16 protein-coding genes are annotated in these 15,308 nt (G+C 56.0%); 15 read left to right on the plus strand and 1 reads right to left on the minus strand.

Annotation, left to right across the window (positions count from 1 at the left end; all coding sequences use genetic code 11):
• Window positions 1–22: 22 nt before the first annotated feature.
• A complete protein-coding gene (dnaA, locus tag DKY63_RS19840; protein ID WP_110967949.1) occupies window positions 23–1,543 on the minus strand; it encodes a chromosomal replication initiator protein DnaA in 1,521 nt (506 codons plus the stop codon).
• A 566-nt stretch (window positions 1,544–2,109) separates the two neighbouring features.
• On the opposite strand from dnaA, the gene rpmH reads away from it, so the two are divergent.
• The 15 genes from rpmH (at window position 2,110) to atpA (ending at window position 15,299) form a co-directional block, all read left to right on the plus strand.
• Entirely contained in the window at window positions 2,110–2,244 is a 135-nt protein-coding gene (gene rpmH / locus DKY63_RS19845; RefSeq protein WP_003213577.1) for a 50S ribosomal protein L34, read from the plus strand.
• Window positions 2,245–2,260: 16 nt separating this feature from the next.
• Window positions 2,261–2,662 (plus strand): ribonuclease P protein component, encoded by a 402-nt coding sequence (gene rnpA, locus DKY63_RS19850; protein ID WP_010465490.1) that lies wholly within the window; start codon window positions 2,261–2,263, stop codon window positions 2,660–2,662.
• The gene (gene yidD, locus DKY63_RS19855) at window positions 2,655–2,900 is read left to right on the plus strand and encodes a membrane protein insertion efficiency factor YidD (RefSeq protein ID WP_003213574.1); all 246 of its coding nucleotides are present in this window, start codon (window positions 2,655–2,657) and stop codon (window positions 2,898–2,900) included. The genes rnpA and yidD overlap by 8 nt, the downstream gene beginning before the upstream one ends.
• A gap of 2 nt (window positions 2,901–2,902) precedes the next feature.
• Complete coding sequence (gene yidC, locus DKY63_RS19860; protein WP_110965642.1) at window positions 2,903–4,582, plus strand: membrane protein insertase YidC; 1,680 nt, start codon at window positions 2,903–2,905, stop codon at window positions 4,580–4,582.
• A 79-nt stretch (window positions 4,583–4,661) separates the two neighbouring features.
• A complete protein-coding gene (gene mnmE, locus DKY63_RS19865; protein ID WP_110965643.1) occupies window positions 4,662–6,032 on the plus strand; it encodes a tRNA uridine-5-carboxymethylaminomethyl(34) synthesis GTPase MnmE in 1,371 nt (456 codons plus the stop codon).
• Window positions 6,033–6,583: 551 nt separating this feature from the next.
• On the plus strand, window positions 6,584–8,482 hold the full coding sequence (mnmG, locus tag DKY63_RS19875; RefSeq protein WP_110965644.1) for a tRNA uridine-5-carboxymethylaminomethyl(34) synthesis enzyme MnmG: 1,899 nt from the start codon (window positions 6,584–6,586) through the stop codon (window positions 8,480–8,482).
• Window positions 8,479–9,123, plus strand: coding sequence for a 16S rRNA (guanine(527)-N(7))-methyltransferase RsmG (gene rsmG / locus DKY63_RS19880; protein WP_110965645.1), 645 nt, complete (start codon window positions 8,479–8,481; stop codon window positions 9,121–9,123). The genes mnmG and rsmG overlap by 4 nt, the downstream gene beginning before the upstream one ends.
• Before the next feature lie 18 nt (window positions 9,124–9,141).
• Window positions 9,142–9,939, plus strand: coding sequence for a ParA family protein (locus tag DKY63_RS19885; RefSeq protein ID WP_110965646.1), 798 nt, complete (start codon window positions 9,142–9,144; stop codon window positions 9,937–9,939).
• A gap of 9 nt (window positions 9,940–9,948) precedes the next feature.
• Window positions 9,949–10,821 (plus strand): ParB/RepB/Spo0J family partition protein, encoded by an 873-nt coding sequence (locus DKY63_RS19890; RefSeq protein WP_110965647.1) that lies wholly within the window; start codon window positions 9,949–9,951, stop codon window positions 10,819–10,821.
• 148 nt (window positions 10,822–10,969) lie between these two features.
• Window positions 10,970–11,377 carry a F0F1 ATP synthase subunit I gene (locus tag DKY63_RS19895; protein WP_110965648.1) on the plus strand — a complete coding sequence of 136 codons (408 nt, stop codon included), beginning with the start codon at window positions 10,970–10,972 and terminating at the stop codon, window positions 11,375–11,377.
• A gap of 16 nt (window positions 11,378–11,393) precedes the next feature.
• Window positions 11,394–12,263: a F0F1 ATP synthase subunit A gene (gene atpB, locus DKY63_RS19900; protein ID WP_110965649.1), complete on the plus strand. Its 870-nt coding sequence runs from the start codon at window positions 11,394–11,396 to the stop codon at window positions 12,261–12,263.
• A 134-nt stretch (window positions 12,264–12,397) separates the two neighbouring features.
• Complete coding sequence (gene atpE, locus DKY63_RS19905; protein WP_003097235.1) at window positions 12,398–12,655, plus strand: F0F1 ATP synthase subunit C; 258 nt, start codon at window positions 12,398–12,400, stop codon at window positions 12,653–12,655.
• Window positions 12,656–12,713: 58 nt separating this feature from the next.
• Window positions 12,714–13,184, plus strand: coding sequence for a F0F1 ATP synthase subunit B (locus DKY63_RS19910; RefSeq protein ID WP_110965650.1), 471 nt, complete (start codon window positions 12,714–12,716; stop codon window positions 13,182–13,184).
• Window positions 13,185–13,196: 12 nt separating this feature from the next.
• Entirely contained in the window at window positions 13,197–13,733 is a 537-nt protein-coding gene (locus DKY63_RS19915; RefSeq protein WP_110965651.1) for a F0F1 ATP synthase subunit delta, read from the plus strand.
• A gap of 21 nt (window positions 13,734–13,754) precedes the next feature.
• Window positions 13,755–15,299 (plus strand): F0F1 ATP synthase subunit alpha, encoded by a 1,545-nt coding sequence (atpA, locus tag DKY63_RS19920; protein ID WP_110965652.1) that lies wholly within the window; start codon window positions 13,755–13,757, stop codon window positions 15,297–15,299.
• The last annotated feature ends 9 nt before the right edge of the window (window positions 15,300–15,308 follow it).

Here is a 15,308-nt window from a genome sequence, read left to right on the forward strand (position 1 = left end):
TAATAAGCTGCGCTGGTGTTCATCAAGTGGTCAGTGTACGCAGCAGGTTCTTGTAGTCCTCGCGGATGTCCGCGTCGGATTCCTTAAGTTCGTTGATCTTGCGGCAGGCGTGCAACACGGTGGTGTGGTCACGCCCGCCGAACACATCGCCGATTTCCGGCAGACTGTGGTTGGTCAGCTCCTTGGACAATGCCATGGCGACCTGACGCGGACGGGCGACCGAACGCGACCGGCGTTTGGACAGCAAGTCGGAGATCTTGATCTTGTAGTACTCGGCGACGGTGCGCTGAATGTTATCCACAGAGACCAGCTTGTCTTGCAACGCCAACAAATCCTTGAGGGATTCGCGAATCAGCTCGATAGTGATATCGCGCCCCATGAAGTGGGAGTGGGCGATCACGCGTTTGAGTGCGCCTTCCAGTTCTCGGACGTTGGAACGAATGCGTTGGGCAATGAAGAACGCCGCATCGTGTGGCAGTTCGACTTTGGCCTGGTCGGCCTTCTTCATCAAAATCGCCACGCGGGTTTCCAGCTCAGGAGGCTCGACGGCTACTGTCAGGCCCCAGCCGAAGCGGGATTTCAGACGCTCTTCCAGGCCTTCGATTTCTTTCGGGTAGCGGTCACTCGTGAGAATGACCTGCTGGCCACCTTCGAGCAGGGCGTTGAAGGTGTGGAAAAACTCTTCCTGGGAACGTTCCTTGCGGGCGAAAAACTGAATGTCGTCGATCAGCAAGGCGTCCACAGAACGATAGAAGCGCTTGAACTCGTTGATCGCGTTCAGTTGCAGCGCCTTGACCATGTCGGCCACGAATCGCTCGGAATGCAGGTACACGACCTTGGCATTCGGGTTCTTCTTTAATAGGTGGTTACCCACAGCATGCATCAAGTGGGTTTTACCCAGGCCCACGCCGCCATAAAGGAAGAGCGGGTTGTATCCATGCTTGGGATTGTCCGCCACCTGCCAGGCAGCAGCCCGGGCCAGTTGGTTGGACTTGCCCTCAACGAAGTTTTCGAAGGTGAAAGTGCGGTTCAGGTAACTGGTGTGCTTGAGCGCACCCTCGACCTGCACGGTGCGTTGTTCAGTACGAACCGGAGCCTGCTGCGAGCTGGCGCCGGCCATCGGGTCGAAGCTTTCGCGCGAAGGTTCTTCTTCAATGACTTCGGCGGCCTTTTGAGTCGCACGCTTGGTCGGTGCGGCGACTGGCGCCGGAGCGGCGGGTGCCGGAGCAACCTGAGCCTGAGCTGCAACAGCCGCGGCAGCCAACGGTGCATTGGGTGCGGCACGCGGAGCAGAGCTGCGTTTACTACCTATTAATAAGGAAAGCGCAGGCGTCGACCCGTTGCCGTGCTCGTCGAGCAATTCCAGGACGCGGCCCAGATACTTTTCGTTGACCCAGTCCAGAACAAAACGGTTGGGCGCATAGACACGCAACTCGTCGCCTTCGGCTTCGACCTGTAGTGGACGGATCCAAGTGTTGAATTGTTGGGCAGGCAGCTCATCGCGAAGAAGCTCCACGCACTGCTGCCAAAGTTCCACTGACACGGACATCCCCTAAGTTGAAAGCCGGTGAGGCAAAAACAAGCGGCCATTGTAACGATCAGACGCCGACTTATCCACACGTAGGTGGGTGATCGGCCAAGAAGAATCAACGCTTTATATGCCAGAAAGACGACCAATGGTCTGTGTATAAGCTCTGTGGATAACCAGCCTTGAGATCATTGCACAACTGGGGGCGAAACTCAGTGGATAACCCGCCTGTGGATAAACTCCACTTTCACACACAGGTTTTCCGACAGTGCAGCACAGGCTCATCACTGTTTTCCACCGTAGTTGTCATTCTCTGTACAGCCCGTCAAATAAGGCCTAGAACTAGTTATCCACAGATGAGGTCGTCCCTAGCCTTTATAAGCTTTACAGAAAAGCTTTAAATACTTTCCTTCTTTATTTTTATGTTTGATGAACGATCAGTGTCCAGGCAGAAGCACGGAAAGCTGCTTATAAGGAAATGTTGGTTGGAAATTGACCTGCGGGCTTGCTTTCTCTAGAATCCCCGGTCTCTTAAAACGGGGGCCATTCCGGCCCGTTGTGGACGAACCAGGTAACACGACATGAAACGTACTTTCCAACCAAGCACTATCAAACGCGCTCGTACCCACGGTTTCCGTGCTCGCATGGCTACCAAGAACGGTCGTGCCGTCCTGTCGCGTCGTCGCGCCAAAGGTCGCGCACGTCTGGCAGTTTGATAATCCGGCACTGGAGGTGAGTCAGGACTTCAGTCGGGAAAAGCGTCTGCTTACACCCCGGCATTTCAAGGCAGTCTTTGACTCCCCTACCGGCAAGGTTCCGGGGAAAAATCTCCTGCTCCTTGCACGCAACAATGATCTCGATCACCCCCGTCTCGGGCTGGTTATCGGGAAAAAGAGCGTAAAGCTCTCGGTTGAACGCAATCGCCTCAAACGTCTGATGCGCGAATCGTTTCGCCTGAACCAGGATTCACTGGTCGGCTGGGACATTGTTATCGTCGCGCGCAAGGGTTTGGGTGATGTAGAAAACCCCGAATTGATTCAGCATTTCGGCAAGCTCTGGAAACGTCTGGCACGCAGCAAGCCGGTACCGGCAGTCAAAACCGAAACTGTAGGGGTAGACAGTCCAGATGCGTAAACTGGCACTCGTTCCGATCCAGTTTTACCGCTATGCCATTAGTCCCCTGATGGCCAATCACTGTCGTTTCTACCCCAGTTGTTCCTGCTACGCGTTGGAAGCCATCGAAAATCATGGCCTTCTGCGCGGTGGCTGGCTGACCTTTCGTCGTTTAGGTCGCTGTCATCCGTGGAATCCCGGTGGTTATGACCCGGTTCCACCTATCCCTACCTCCCGTTCTTCTTCGATGGCCGAGTAATCATGGATATCAAACGCACGATCCTGATCGTCGCCCTGGCAATCGTGTCCTACGTCATGGTTCTTAAATGGAACCAGGACTACGGTCAGGCTGCCTTGCCGACTCAGAATGTTGCTTCCAGTACGACCGCACCGGGTCTCCCGGATACGGCAACTGGCAATAAAGCGTCCGTCAGTGACGACATTCCACACGCCGCAAACGATACCAGTGCACCTGCCGAAACTCCGGTCGCTGCAAGCACAGACCTCATCCAGATCAAAACGGATGTGCTCGACCTGGCCATCGATCCACAAGGTGGTGATGTCGCCCAGCTCAAACTGCCGCTGTATCCGCGTCGCCAGGACCATCCGGAAATTCCATTCCAGCTGTTCGACAATGGCAACGAGCGTACTTATCTGGCTCAGAGCGGTCTGATCGGCACCAACGGTCCGGATGCAAGTCCTGCCGGTCGTCCGGTTTACTCCTCGGAGAAGAAGGTTTATCAACTGGCCGACGGTCAGGACCAATTGGTCGTGGACCTGAAGTTCAGCAAGGACGGTGTCAATTACATCAAGCGTTTCACTCTGAAACGCGGACTGTATGACGTAACCGTCAGCTATTTGATCGATAACGAGAGCGCGCAGCCGTGGTCCGGCGCGATGTTCGCGCAATTGAAACGTGACGCCAGCTCGGATCCTTCCTCCAGCACTGCTACCGGCACCGCGACTTACCTGGGCGCCGCCCTGTGGACAAGTTCCGAGCCGTACAAGAAAGTGTCCATGAAAGACATGGACAAGGGCGCGCTGAAGGAAACCGTTACCGGTGGTTGGGTTGCCTGGTTGCAACACTACTTCGTGACTGCGTGGATTCCGGCGAAGGGCGAAAACAACATCGTCCAGACCCGCAAAGACAGCAAAGGCAACTACATCATCGGCTACACCGGTCCTTCGCTGACCGTTGCACCGGGTGCCAAGGCTGAAACCAGTGCCATTCTGTACGCCGGTCCGAAAAGCCAGGCCGTACTGAAAGAGTTGTCCCCAGGTCTGGAATTGACCGTCGACTACGGCATTCTGTGGTTCATCGCTCAACCGATCTTCTGGTTGCTGCAACATATCCACGCCATTGTGGGTAACTGGGGCTGGTCGATCATTTTCCTGACTATGCTGATCAAAGGGCTCTTCTTCCCGTTGTCGGCCGCCAGCTACAAATCCATGGCCCGCATGCGTGCAGTGGCTCCGAAACTGGCTGCGCTGAAAGAGCAACATGGCGACGACCGGCAGAAAATGTCGCAAGCCATGATGGAGCTGTACAAGAAAGAGAAGATCAATCCGCTGGGTGGTTGCTTGCCAATCCTCGTGCAGATGCCGGTTTTCCTTTCGCTGTACTGGGTTCTGCTGGAAAGCGTTGAAATGCGCCAGGCGCCATTCATGCTGTGGATTACTGACCTGTCGATCAAGGATCCGTTCTTCATTCTGCCGATCATCATGGGTGCAACCATGTTCATCCAGCAGCAGTTGAACCCGACTCCACCGGATCCGATGCAGGCCAAGGTGATGAAGCTGATGCCAATCATCTTCACCTTCTTCTTCCTGTGGTTCCCGGCTGGTCTGGTGCTGTACTGGGTAGTGAACAACTGCCTGTCGATCGCCCAACAGTGGTACATCACTCGTAAGATCGAAGCGACTACCAAAGCAGCCGCCTGATTTACACTGTGGACAACCACTCAAAACGCCCCCTAGTGGGGCGTTTTGCTATCTGTCATTTTTGTCTGGATACCGGTTTATGAGCCCTCCCCGCGAAACCATTGCCGCCGTCGCCACTGCTCAAGGTCGTGGCGGTGTCGGCATCGTCCGTATTTCCGGGCCGTTGGCCAGTGTGGCGGCCAAGGCCTTCAGCGGTCGCGAACTCAAGCCGCGATTTGCCCACTATGGTTCGTTCCTTGGTGAAAACGACGAAGTGCTGGATCAGGGACTCGCACTGTATTTTCCGGGTCCGAACTCGTTCACCGGTGAAGACGTGCTCGAGTTACAAGGTCACGGCGGACCGATCGTTCTGGATATGTTGCTCCAGCGCGCTCTTGGATTGGGCTGCCGTCTGGCCCGACCAGGAGAATTCAGCGAACGTGCGTTCCTGAATGACAAACTCGACCTGGCCCAGGCCGAAGCCATTGCCGATCTGATCGAGGCCAGTTCTGCACAGGCTGCTCGCAATGCATTGCGCTCGTTGCAGGGTGCATTCTCGGCGCGTGTGCATAACCTGACCGAGCAGTTGATCGGTTTGCGCATCTACGTCGAGGCGGCGATCGACTTTCCAGAGGAAGAAATCGACTTTCTTGCCGATGGCCATGTGTTAAGCATGCTCGATAAAGTACGCGACGAACTATCCACAGTCATGCGTGAGGCCGGGCAGGGTGCCTTGCTTCGCGATGGTATGACGGTGGTGATCGCTGGTCGGCCAAATGCCGGCAAATCAAGCCTGCTCAATGCCTTGGCCGGTCGCGAAGCCGCCATCGTTACCGAAATTGCCGGTACGACCCGGGATGTCCTCCGCGAACATATCCACATCGATGGCATGCCGCTGCATGTGGTCGATACCGCGGGTTTGCGTGATACCGATGATCATGTGGAAAAGATCGGTGTCGAGCGTGCTTTGAAAGCCATTGGCGAAGCGGATCGCGTTCTGTTGGTAGTCGATGCCACGGCTCCCGAAGCACTCGATCCCTTTGCACTGTGGCCGGAGTTTCTCGAAACCCGCCCCGATCCCGCGAAAGTCACCCTGATCCGTAACAAGGCTGATCTGACAGGTGAAGCGATTGCTTTGGATGTCAGCGACGATGGCCATGTCACCATCAGTCTGAGTGCGCGGTCTGCAGGTGCCGGGCTGGAGCTGCTGCGCGAACACCTCAAGGCCTGCATGGGTTACGAACAGACCTCGGAGAGCAGTTTTAGCGCTCGCCGGCGCCATCTCGAGGCGTTGCGCCACGCCAGTGATGCACTTGAACACGGCCGTTCACAGCTGACTTTGGCGGGTGCCGGAGAGCTGCTGGCCGAGGATTTGCGCCAGGCCCAGCAATTCCTGGGAGAAATCACCGGCGCATTCAGCTCCGATGATCTGCTTGGACGGATTTTCTCCAGCTTCTGCATCGGTAAATAGCCCCTTCTGTTGTCCACAGACAGGCCATTCGTGCCTGTCTGTTTCCTCCTTTTTCTGAAAAACAACACCAGTGCTGAGCAGGTTCATCCTGCTTGAGCGGATTTTCTGCGCCTGGATATCCTTCAATTAGCAAATTTCTGTGGATTAAGCCCTGTGAATAACCGCAGCTGAGCACAGTTGATAACAGGGCCCGAAAACTGAATATAAACGCCGTTGTGGATAACCATCACTCTAATCCACAGGCTTACACCGGTTATCCAAGGGCCTCATTGGCACATGAACACAGGGTTATGAATCTCTGTACATCACGAATATAAAGGCTTACATAAATCTATCCACAGAAAGGCAGGTCCGTAGAAATAAACATAAAAACAAAGGTTTTATAAATTTCTCTCTTTTTAATTTCTATAACGCCGACTTCTCCACAGCTGGTTAAATTTTGTGCAAAGGGTTCTTTAGGAAGGGCGAAGTCCCTATACTTGTCGACCAGGTCCAGAAACCTGAGCCCAACTATTCCTGAATTACCTACTTAAGCAGGCACGAGGTGCGTGGTGGATTTCCCTTCCCGTTTTGAAGTGATCGTCATCGGCGGCGGTCATGCCGGTACCGAGGCAGCACTGGCCTCAGCACGTATGGGGGTAAAAACCCTGTTGCTGACGCATAACGTGGAAACCCTCGGTGCCATGAGCTGCAATCCCGCGATTGGCGGGATTGGCAAAAGCCATCTGGTCAAGGAAATCGATGCCCTGGGTGGCGCGATGGCTCTGGCCACCGACAAAGGTGGTATCCAGTTTCGTGTATTGAACAGCCGCAAAGGCCCAGCTGTACGTGCAACCCGGGCTCAGGCAGACCGGGTTCTGTACAAGGCCGCTGTCCGCGAAATCCTGGAAAACCAGCCCAACCTGTGGATATTTCAACAGGCCGCCGACGATCTGATCGTCGAGCAGGAACAAGTCCGTGGTGTTGTTACCCAGATGGGCCTGCGTTTTCTCGCGGACTCTGTGGTTTTGACCACAGGTACCTTCCTCGGTGGACTTATCCACATTGGTTTGCAGAATTTTTCTGGCGGTCGCGCCGGTGATCCACCGTCGATCGCGTTGGCTCACCGTCTGCGTGAACTGCCGTTGCGCGTGGGTCGCTTGAAAACCGGCACTCCGCCGCGCATCGACGCCCGGTCTGTGGATTTCTCCGTGATGACCGAACAACCGGGTGATACGCCGATCCCGGTGATGTCGTTCATGGGCAACAAGGAACAGCATCCACAGCAGGTCAGTTGCTGGATTACCCACACGAATGCGCGTACCCATGAAATCATTGCTGCGAACCTCGACCGTTCGCCGATGTATTCCGCAGCCGGTGAGATCGAAGGCATCGGTCCGCGTTATTGCCCGTCAATTGAAGACAAGATCCATCGCTTTGCCGACAAGGCGAGTCACCAGGTCTTCATCGAACCGGAAGGTCTGACCACAAACGAGTTGTACCCGAACGGGATATCCACATCCCTGCCGTTCGACGTGCAATTGCAAATCGTGCAATCGATCCGCGGCATGGAAAACGCGCACATCGTTCGCCCGGGCTACGCCATCGAGTACGACTATTTCGATCCGCGAGATCTCAAGTACAGCCTGGAAACCAAAGTGATCGGCGGGTTGTTCTTTGCCGGTCAGATCAACGGTACAACCGGTTACGAAGAAGCCGGCGCACAGGGTTTGCTGGCCGGAACCAACGCTGCGCTGCGTGCACAGGGCAAAGAAGCCTGGTGCCCGCGTCGCGACGAGGCCTACATTGGGGTGTTGGTCGACGACCTGATTACACTCGGGACCCAAGAGCCTTACCGGATGTTCACGTCCCGTGCCGAATACCGATTGATCTTGCGTGAAGACAACGCCGATCTGCGCCTGACCGAAAAAGGCCGCGAACTTGGCCTGGTGGATGATACGCGTTGGTCTGCTTTCTGCAAAAAACGCGAAAGCATCGAACTGGAAGAGCAGCGTCTGAAAAGCACCTGGGTTCGTCCGAATACTGAACAAGGCGATGCCATTGCCGAAAAATTCGGCACGCCGCTGACGCATGAGTACAACTTGCTCAATCTCTTGAGTCGTCCGGAAATCGACTACGCTGGTCTGGTCGAAGTGACCGGTGGCGGCGCAGAAGATCCACAGGTTGCCGAGCAGGTCGAAATCAAGACCAAATACGCGGGGTACATCGACCGTCAACAGGACGAAATCGCTCGCCTGCGCGCCAGCGAAGACACGAAACTGCCTGTGGATATCGATTACACGAATATTTCCGGTCTCTCCAAAGAGATCCAGAGCAAACTCGGCGCGACCCGTCCGGAGACCTTGGGCCAGGCATCACGTATTCCGGGTGTTACCCCGGCAGCGATTTCGCTGTTGATGATTCATTTGAAAAAACGCGGCGCGGGCCGTCAGTTGGAGCAAAGCGCTTGAGTTCGTTGGTCACCTCGCAACATTCCGAAGAGTTATCCACAGGTGCTCGCCAGCTTGGTGTCACGCTGACAGAAACCCAGCACACACAGCTGCTGGGTTATCTGTCCCTGTTGATCAAATGGAACAAGGCTTACAACCTGACCGCTGTACGTGATCCGGATGAGATGGTGTCGCGCCATCTGCTCGACAGCCTCAGCGTGATGTCATTCATCGAAAACGGTCGCTGGCTGGATGTTGGTAGCGGCGGCGGAATGCCCGGCATTCCGCTGGCTATCCTGTTTCCGGAGTCTCAAGTGACTTGCCTGGACAGCAATGGCAAGAAAACCCGCTTCCTGACCCAGGTCAAACTCGAACTCAAGTTGGATAACCTGCAAGTTATCCACAGTCGTGTCGAGGCGTTCCAGCCCGCCCAGCCGTTCAACGGGATCATTTCCCGTGCGTTCAGCAGCATGGAAAACTTCACCAACTGGACACGTCACCTCGGGGACGCCGATACGCGCTGGCTGGCAATGAAGGGCGTTCATCCCGCTGATGAACTGGTAGCATTGCCGACAGACTTCCACCTCGATAGCGAACACGCCCTGGCCGTACCCGGTTGCCAAGGCCAACGCCATCTGCTGATACTGCGCCGCACGGCATGATTGGGAACACAAGCAAGAATGGCTAAGGTATTCGCGATAGCGAACCAGAAGGGTGGTGTGGGCAAGACCACCACCTGTATCAACCTCGCTGCATCACTCGTCGCAACCAAGCGCCGGGTGTTGTTGATCGATCTCGATCCACAGGGCAACGCCACCATGGGTAGCGGTGTGGATAAACATGGCCTGGAGAATTCGGTCTATGACCTGCTTATCGGTGAATGCGATCTGGCTCAGGCCATGCATTTCTCCGAGCACGGCGGTTATCAACTGCTGCCGGCCAACCGTGACTTGACCGCGGCCGAAGTGGTTCTGCTGGAAATGCAGATGAAGGAGAGCCGCCTGCGCAGTGCGTTGGCGCCTATCCGTGAAAACTACGATTACATTTTGATCGACTGCCCGCCGTCGCTGTCGATGCTGACGTTGAATGCCCTGGTTGCCTCGGATGGGGTCATTATCCCCATGCAGTGCGAATACTTTGCACTCGAAGGTCTGAGCGACCTTGTGGATAACATCAAGCGCATCTCTGAGCTGCTTAATCCGGACCTCAAGGTAGAAGGGCTGTTGCGTACGATGTACGACCCGCGCCTGAGCCTGATGAACGATGTGTCGGCGCAACTCAAGGAACACTTCGGTGATCAGCTCTACGACACCGTCATTCCGCGCAACATCCGCTTGGCCGAAGCTCCGAGCTACGGCATGCCTGCGTTGGCTTACGACAAGGCGTCGCGTGGTGCTGTCGCTTATCTGGCCCTGGCAGGCGAAATGGTGCGCCGTCAGCGCAAAAACTCACGTATCGCCGCCGCTCAGGCAACTTAAGGAATCCCCATGGCCGTCAAGAAACGAGGTCTCGGACGTGGACTGGATGCACTGCTGAGTGGTCCGACCATCAGCTCGCTGGAAGAACAGGCCGCGCAAGCCGATCACCGCGAGCTGCAGCATTTGCCTCTGGATTTGCTCCAGCGCGGCAAATATCAACCGCGGCGCGATATGGATTCGCAAGCGCTCGAAGAGTTGGCGCAGTCGATCAAGGCCCAGGGCGTCATGCAGCCAATCGTGGTTCGTCCGATCGGCAGCGGTCGCTATGAAATCATCGCGGGCGAGCGCCGCTGGCGCGCCAGCCAGCAAGCCGGGCAGGAAACCATTCCGGCGATGGTGCGCGATGTTCCGGATGAAACCGCGATCGCCATGGCGCTGATCGAGAACATTCAGCGCGAAGACCTCAATCCGATCGAGGAAGCGGTTGCCCTGCAGCGCTTGCAGCAGGAGTTTCAGCTGACTCAGCAACAAGTCGCCGAGGCCGTGGGCAAATCCCGGGTGACCGTGGCCAACCTGTTGCGCCTGATCTCGCTGCCGGAAGTCATCAAGACCATGCTGTCCCACGGTGACCTGGAAATGGGCCACGCACGTGCATTGCTCGGTTTGCCGGACAATCAACAGGTTGAAGGGGCGCGACATGTTGTCGCACGCGGACTGACCGTGCGCCAAACTGAAGCACTGGTTCGCCAGTGGTTGAGTGGCAAACCGGAGCCTGTCGAACCTGCAAAACCGGACCCGGATATTGCCCGTCTGGAGCAGCGTCTGGCCGAGCGCCTAGGCTCTGCGGTGCAGATTCGCCACGGTAAGAAGGGTAAAGGCCAGTTGGTGATTGGCTATAACTCCCTTGATGAACTACAAGGTGTACTCGCACATATTCGCTGAAACATTTCCTCATGTAGCGCGCAGTCGGAAATCACTACCCGATAGTTGAATAGGGGCCAAACCGCCCCTATACTCTGCGCGCATTTTGTCGGCACAAATTATGCCAAGTTATTGAATTTCGGCAGCCGACCATTGGAGAGCAATAGTGATGGAAACCCGCACGCCAAACCGCTTGCCGTTCCATCGCCTGGCAGTTTTTCCGGTGTTGATGGCCCAATTTATCGTTTTGCTCATCGCCGCTTTGGCGCTTTGGAAATGGTACGGAGTCGTCGCTGGATACTCAGGTCTTTGCGGAGGCTTGATAGCCTTGCTGCCCAATGTTTATTTCGCTCATAAGGCATTTCGGTTTTCCGGCGCCCGAGCAGCCCAGTCCATCGTCCGGTCGTTTTATGCCGGCGAGGCAGGGAAACTGATTTTGACGGCAGTGCTGTTTGCACTGGTGTTTGCAGGTGTGAAGCCATTGGCACCGATTGCTGTATTCGGTGCCTTCGTGCTGACTCAGTCGGTCAGCTGGTTCGCTCCCCTGCTGATGAGAACAAGACTTTCGAGACCTTAGGGCGTTTGAGGCAACCATGGCAGAAACAACGGCTTCGGGCTATATCCAGCACCACTTGCAGAACCTGACTTTCGGTCAGCACCCTACCGGCGGCTGGGGCTTTGCCCACACCGCAGCAGAAGCCAAGGAAATGGGCTTCTGGGCATTCCACGTCGATACTCTCGGCTGGTCGATTGCACTGGGTCTGATCTTCGTTTTCCTTTTCCGCATGGCGGCAAAGAAAGCGACTTCCGGTCAGCCAGGCGCTTTGCAGAACTTCGTTGAAGTATTGGTCGAATTCGTCGATGGCAGCGTGAAAGACAGCTTCCATGGCCGTAGCCCGGTGATCGCACCGCTGGCACTGACCATCTTCGTCTGGGTCTTCCTGATGAACGCCGTCGACCTGGTACCGGTCGACTGGATTCCTCAGTTGGCCATCCTGATCTCCGGTGACCATCACATCCCGTTCCGCGCCGTGTCGACCACCGACCCGAACGCGACCCTGGGCATGGCGTTCTCGGTTTTCGCACTGATCATTTTCTATAGCATCAAGGTCAAGGGCATCGGCGGCTTCATCGGCGAACTGACCCTGCACCCGTTCGGCAGCAAGAATATCTTCGTTCAGGCGCTGCTGATTCCGGTGAACTTCCTGCTGGAATTCGTGACCCTGATCGCCAAACCGATCTCTCTTGCTCTGCGTCTGTTCGGCAACATGTATGCCGGTGAGCTGGTGTTCATTCTGATCGCTGTGATGTTCGGCAGCGGCCTGCTCTGGCTCAGCGGCCTGGGCGTTGTCCTGCAGTGGGCGTGGGCGGTATTCCACATCCTGATCATCACCCTGCAGGCGTTCATCTTCATGATGCTGACCATCGTTTACCTGTCGATGGCGCATGAACAAAACCATTAAGACCAGTTTCGACTAGTCTGATGTCCCTCTCGGTCAAACGGGAGGGTGCCCTTCACAGGGCCTCTGAAACGATTTGTTTTACCGCTTTAAATTAAAAAAACCTAAACCATACGACGTAAAAGTCGGGAGGAAAGATGGAAACTGTAGTTGGTCTAACCGCTATCGCTGTTGCACTGTTGATCGGCCTGGGCGCACTGGGTACCGCAATTGGTTTCGGCCTGCTGGGCGGCAAGTTCCTGGAAGGCGCAGCGCGTCAGCCAGAAATGGTTCCAATGCTGCAAGTTAAAATGTTCATCGTTGCCGGTCTGCTCGACGCCGTAACCATGATCGGTGTTGGTATCGCTCTGTTCTTCACCTTTGCGAACCCGTTCGTTGGTCAGATCGCTGGCTAATTACTCGGATCTTCCGGGTAATTTGGTGTGATGGACAACGTAACTGCGAGGTGTTGGCGTGAACATTAATGCGACCCTGATTGGCCAGTCCGTTGCGTTCCTGATTTTTGTACTGTTCTGCATGAAGTGCGTATGGCCTCCGGTCATCGCAGCACTGCGTGAACGTCAAAAGAAGATCGCTGATGGTCTGGACGCTGCCAGCCGAGCAGCTCGCGACCTGGAGTTGGCCCAAGAGAAAGCGGGTCAGCAACTGCGCGAAGCGAAAGCTCAGGCAGCTGAAATCATCGAGCAAGCCAAGAAACGCGGTACCCAGATTGTCGACGAAGCCCGTGAACAGGCTCGCGTCGAAGCTGACCGTGTGAAGGCTCAGGCTCAGGCCGAGATCGAACAGGAACTGAACAGTGTCAAAGACGCGCTGCGCGCCCAAGTGGGTAGCCTGGCCGTTGGTGGTGCTGCGAAGATCCTGGGCGCCACAATCGATCAAAACGCGCACGCAGAGCTGGTTAACAAACTGGCTGCTGAAATCTAAGCGAGGGCGATCATGGCAGAACTGACCACGTTGGCCCGACCTTACGCTAAGGCGGCCTTCGAGCACGCTCAGGCCCACCAGCAACTGGCCAATTGGTCAGCCATGCTCGGCCTGGCAGCAGCGGTGTCGCAAGACGACACCATGCAGCGCGTGCTCAAGGCCCCGCGACTGACGAGCGCACAAAAGGCCGCCACGTTTAATGACGTGTGCGGCGACAAGTTTGATGACAAGGCACAGAACTTCATTACCGTCGTTGCCGAAAACGACCGTCTCTCGCTGTTGCCGGAGATTGCCGCTCTGTTCGACCTGTACAAGGCCGAGCAAGAGAAGTCGGTAGATGTTGAAGTCACCAGTGCGTTTGCATTGAACCAAGAACAGCAAGACAAACTCGCCAAGGTTCTCAGTGCACGACTCAACCGGGAAGTGCGCCTGCAAGTCGAGGAAGACAGCTCCCTTATTGGTGGTGTTGTCATCCGCGCCGGCGACCTGGTTATCGATGGCTCGATTCGCGGCAAAATCGCGAAACTTGCCGAAGCATTGAAATCTTGAGTTTGAAGGGGCAGCAGAGCAATGCAGCAACTCAATCCTTCCGAAATAAGTGAAATTATCAAGGGCCGCATCGAAAAACTCGATGTGACCTCCCAAGCCCGTAACGAAGGCACTGTCGTCAGCGTATCTGACGGTATCGTGCGGATTCACGGTCTGGCCGACGTAATGTCCGGCGAGATGATCGAGTTTCCGGGCGGCGTCTACGGTATGGCCCTCAACCTGGAGCAAGACTCCGTAGGTGCCGTTATTCTGGGCGCTTACCAAGGTCTGGCTGAAGGCATGAGCGCCAAGTGCACTGGCCGCATCCTGGAAGTTCCTGTTGGTAAGGCACTGCTGGGCCGCGTAGTCGACGCACTGGGCAACCCGGTTGACGGCAAAGGTCCACTGAACAGCACCGAGACCGACGCGGTCGAGAAAGTTGCTCCAGGCGTGATCTGGCGTAAGTCGGTAGACCAGCCTGTACAGACTGGCTACAAGGCTGTCGATGCCATGATCCCTGTCGGCCGTGGCCAGCGTGAGCTGATCATCGGTGACCGTCAGATCGGTAAAACCGCTCTGGCGATCGACGCGATCATCAACCAGAAAGACAGCGGCATTTTCTGCGTCTACGTAGCCATCGGTCAGAAGCAATCGACCATCGCCAACGTGGTTCGCAAGCTGGAAGAAAACGGCGCACTGAAAAACACGATCATCGTGGCTGCCAGTGCTTCGGAATCTCCTGCGCTGCAATACCTGGCTCCGTACGCCGGTTGCACCATGGGCGAATACTTCCGCGACCGCGGTGAAGACGCGCTGATCGTTTATGACGATCTGTCCAAGCAGGCAGTGGCTTACCGCCAGATCTCCCTGCTGCTGCGCCGTCCACCAGGCCGTGAAGCTTACCCAGGCGACGTGTTCTATCTCCACTCCCGTCTGCTGGAGCGCGCATCCCGCGTTTCGGAAGAGTACGTAGAGAAGTTCACCAACGGCGCAGTGACCGGCAAAACCGGTTCCCTGACCGCACTGCCGATCATCGAAACCCAGGCTGGCGACGTTTCCGCGTTCGTTCCGACCAACGTGATTTCCATCACCGACGGTCAGATCTTCCTGGAATCGGCCATGTTCAACTCGGGCATCCGCCCTGCAGTGAACGCCGGTGTTTCGGTATCCCGTGTGGGTGGTGCCGCTCAGACCAAGATCATCAAGAAGCTGTCCGGTGGTATCCGTACCGCTCTGGCTCAGTACCGTGAACTGGCGGCATTCGCCCAGTTCGCTTCTGACCTGGACGAAGCGACCCGTAAGCAACTTGAGCATGGTCAGCGCGTTACCGAGCTGATGAAGCAGAAGCAATACGCGCCAATGTCGATCGCCGACATGTCGCTGTCGCTGTATGCCGCTGAGCGTGGGTTCCTGACTGACATTGAAATCGCCAAAGTCGGCAGCTTCGAACAAGCGCTGATTGCTTACTTCAACCGCGATCACGCCGATTTGATGGCCAAGATCAACGTGAAGGGTGACTTCAATGACGAAATCGACGCTGGCCTCAAAGCCGGTATCGAGAAGTTCAAGGCCACCCAAACCTGGTAAGCCGCAGCG

It is taken from the genome of Pseudomonas putida (assembly GCF_003228315.1).
In the GTDB taxonomy this organism is placed as follows: Bacteria; Pseudomonadota; Gammaproteobacteria; order Pseudomonadales; family Pseudomonadaceae; genus Aquipseudomonas; species Aquipseudomonas putida_S.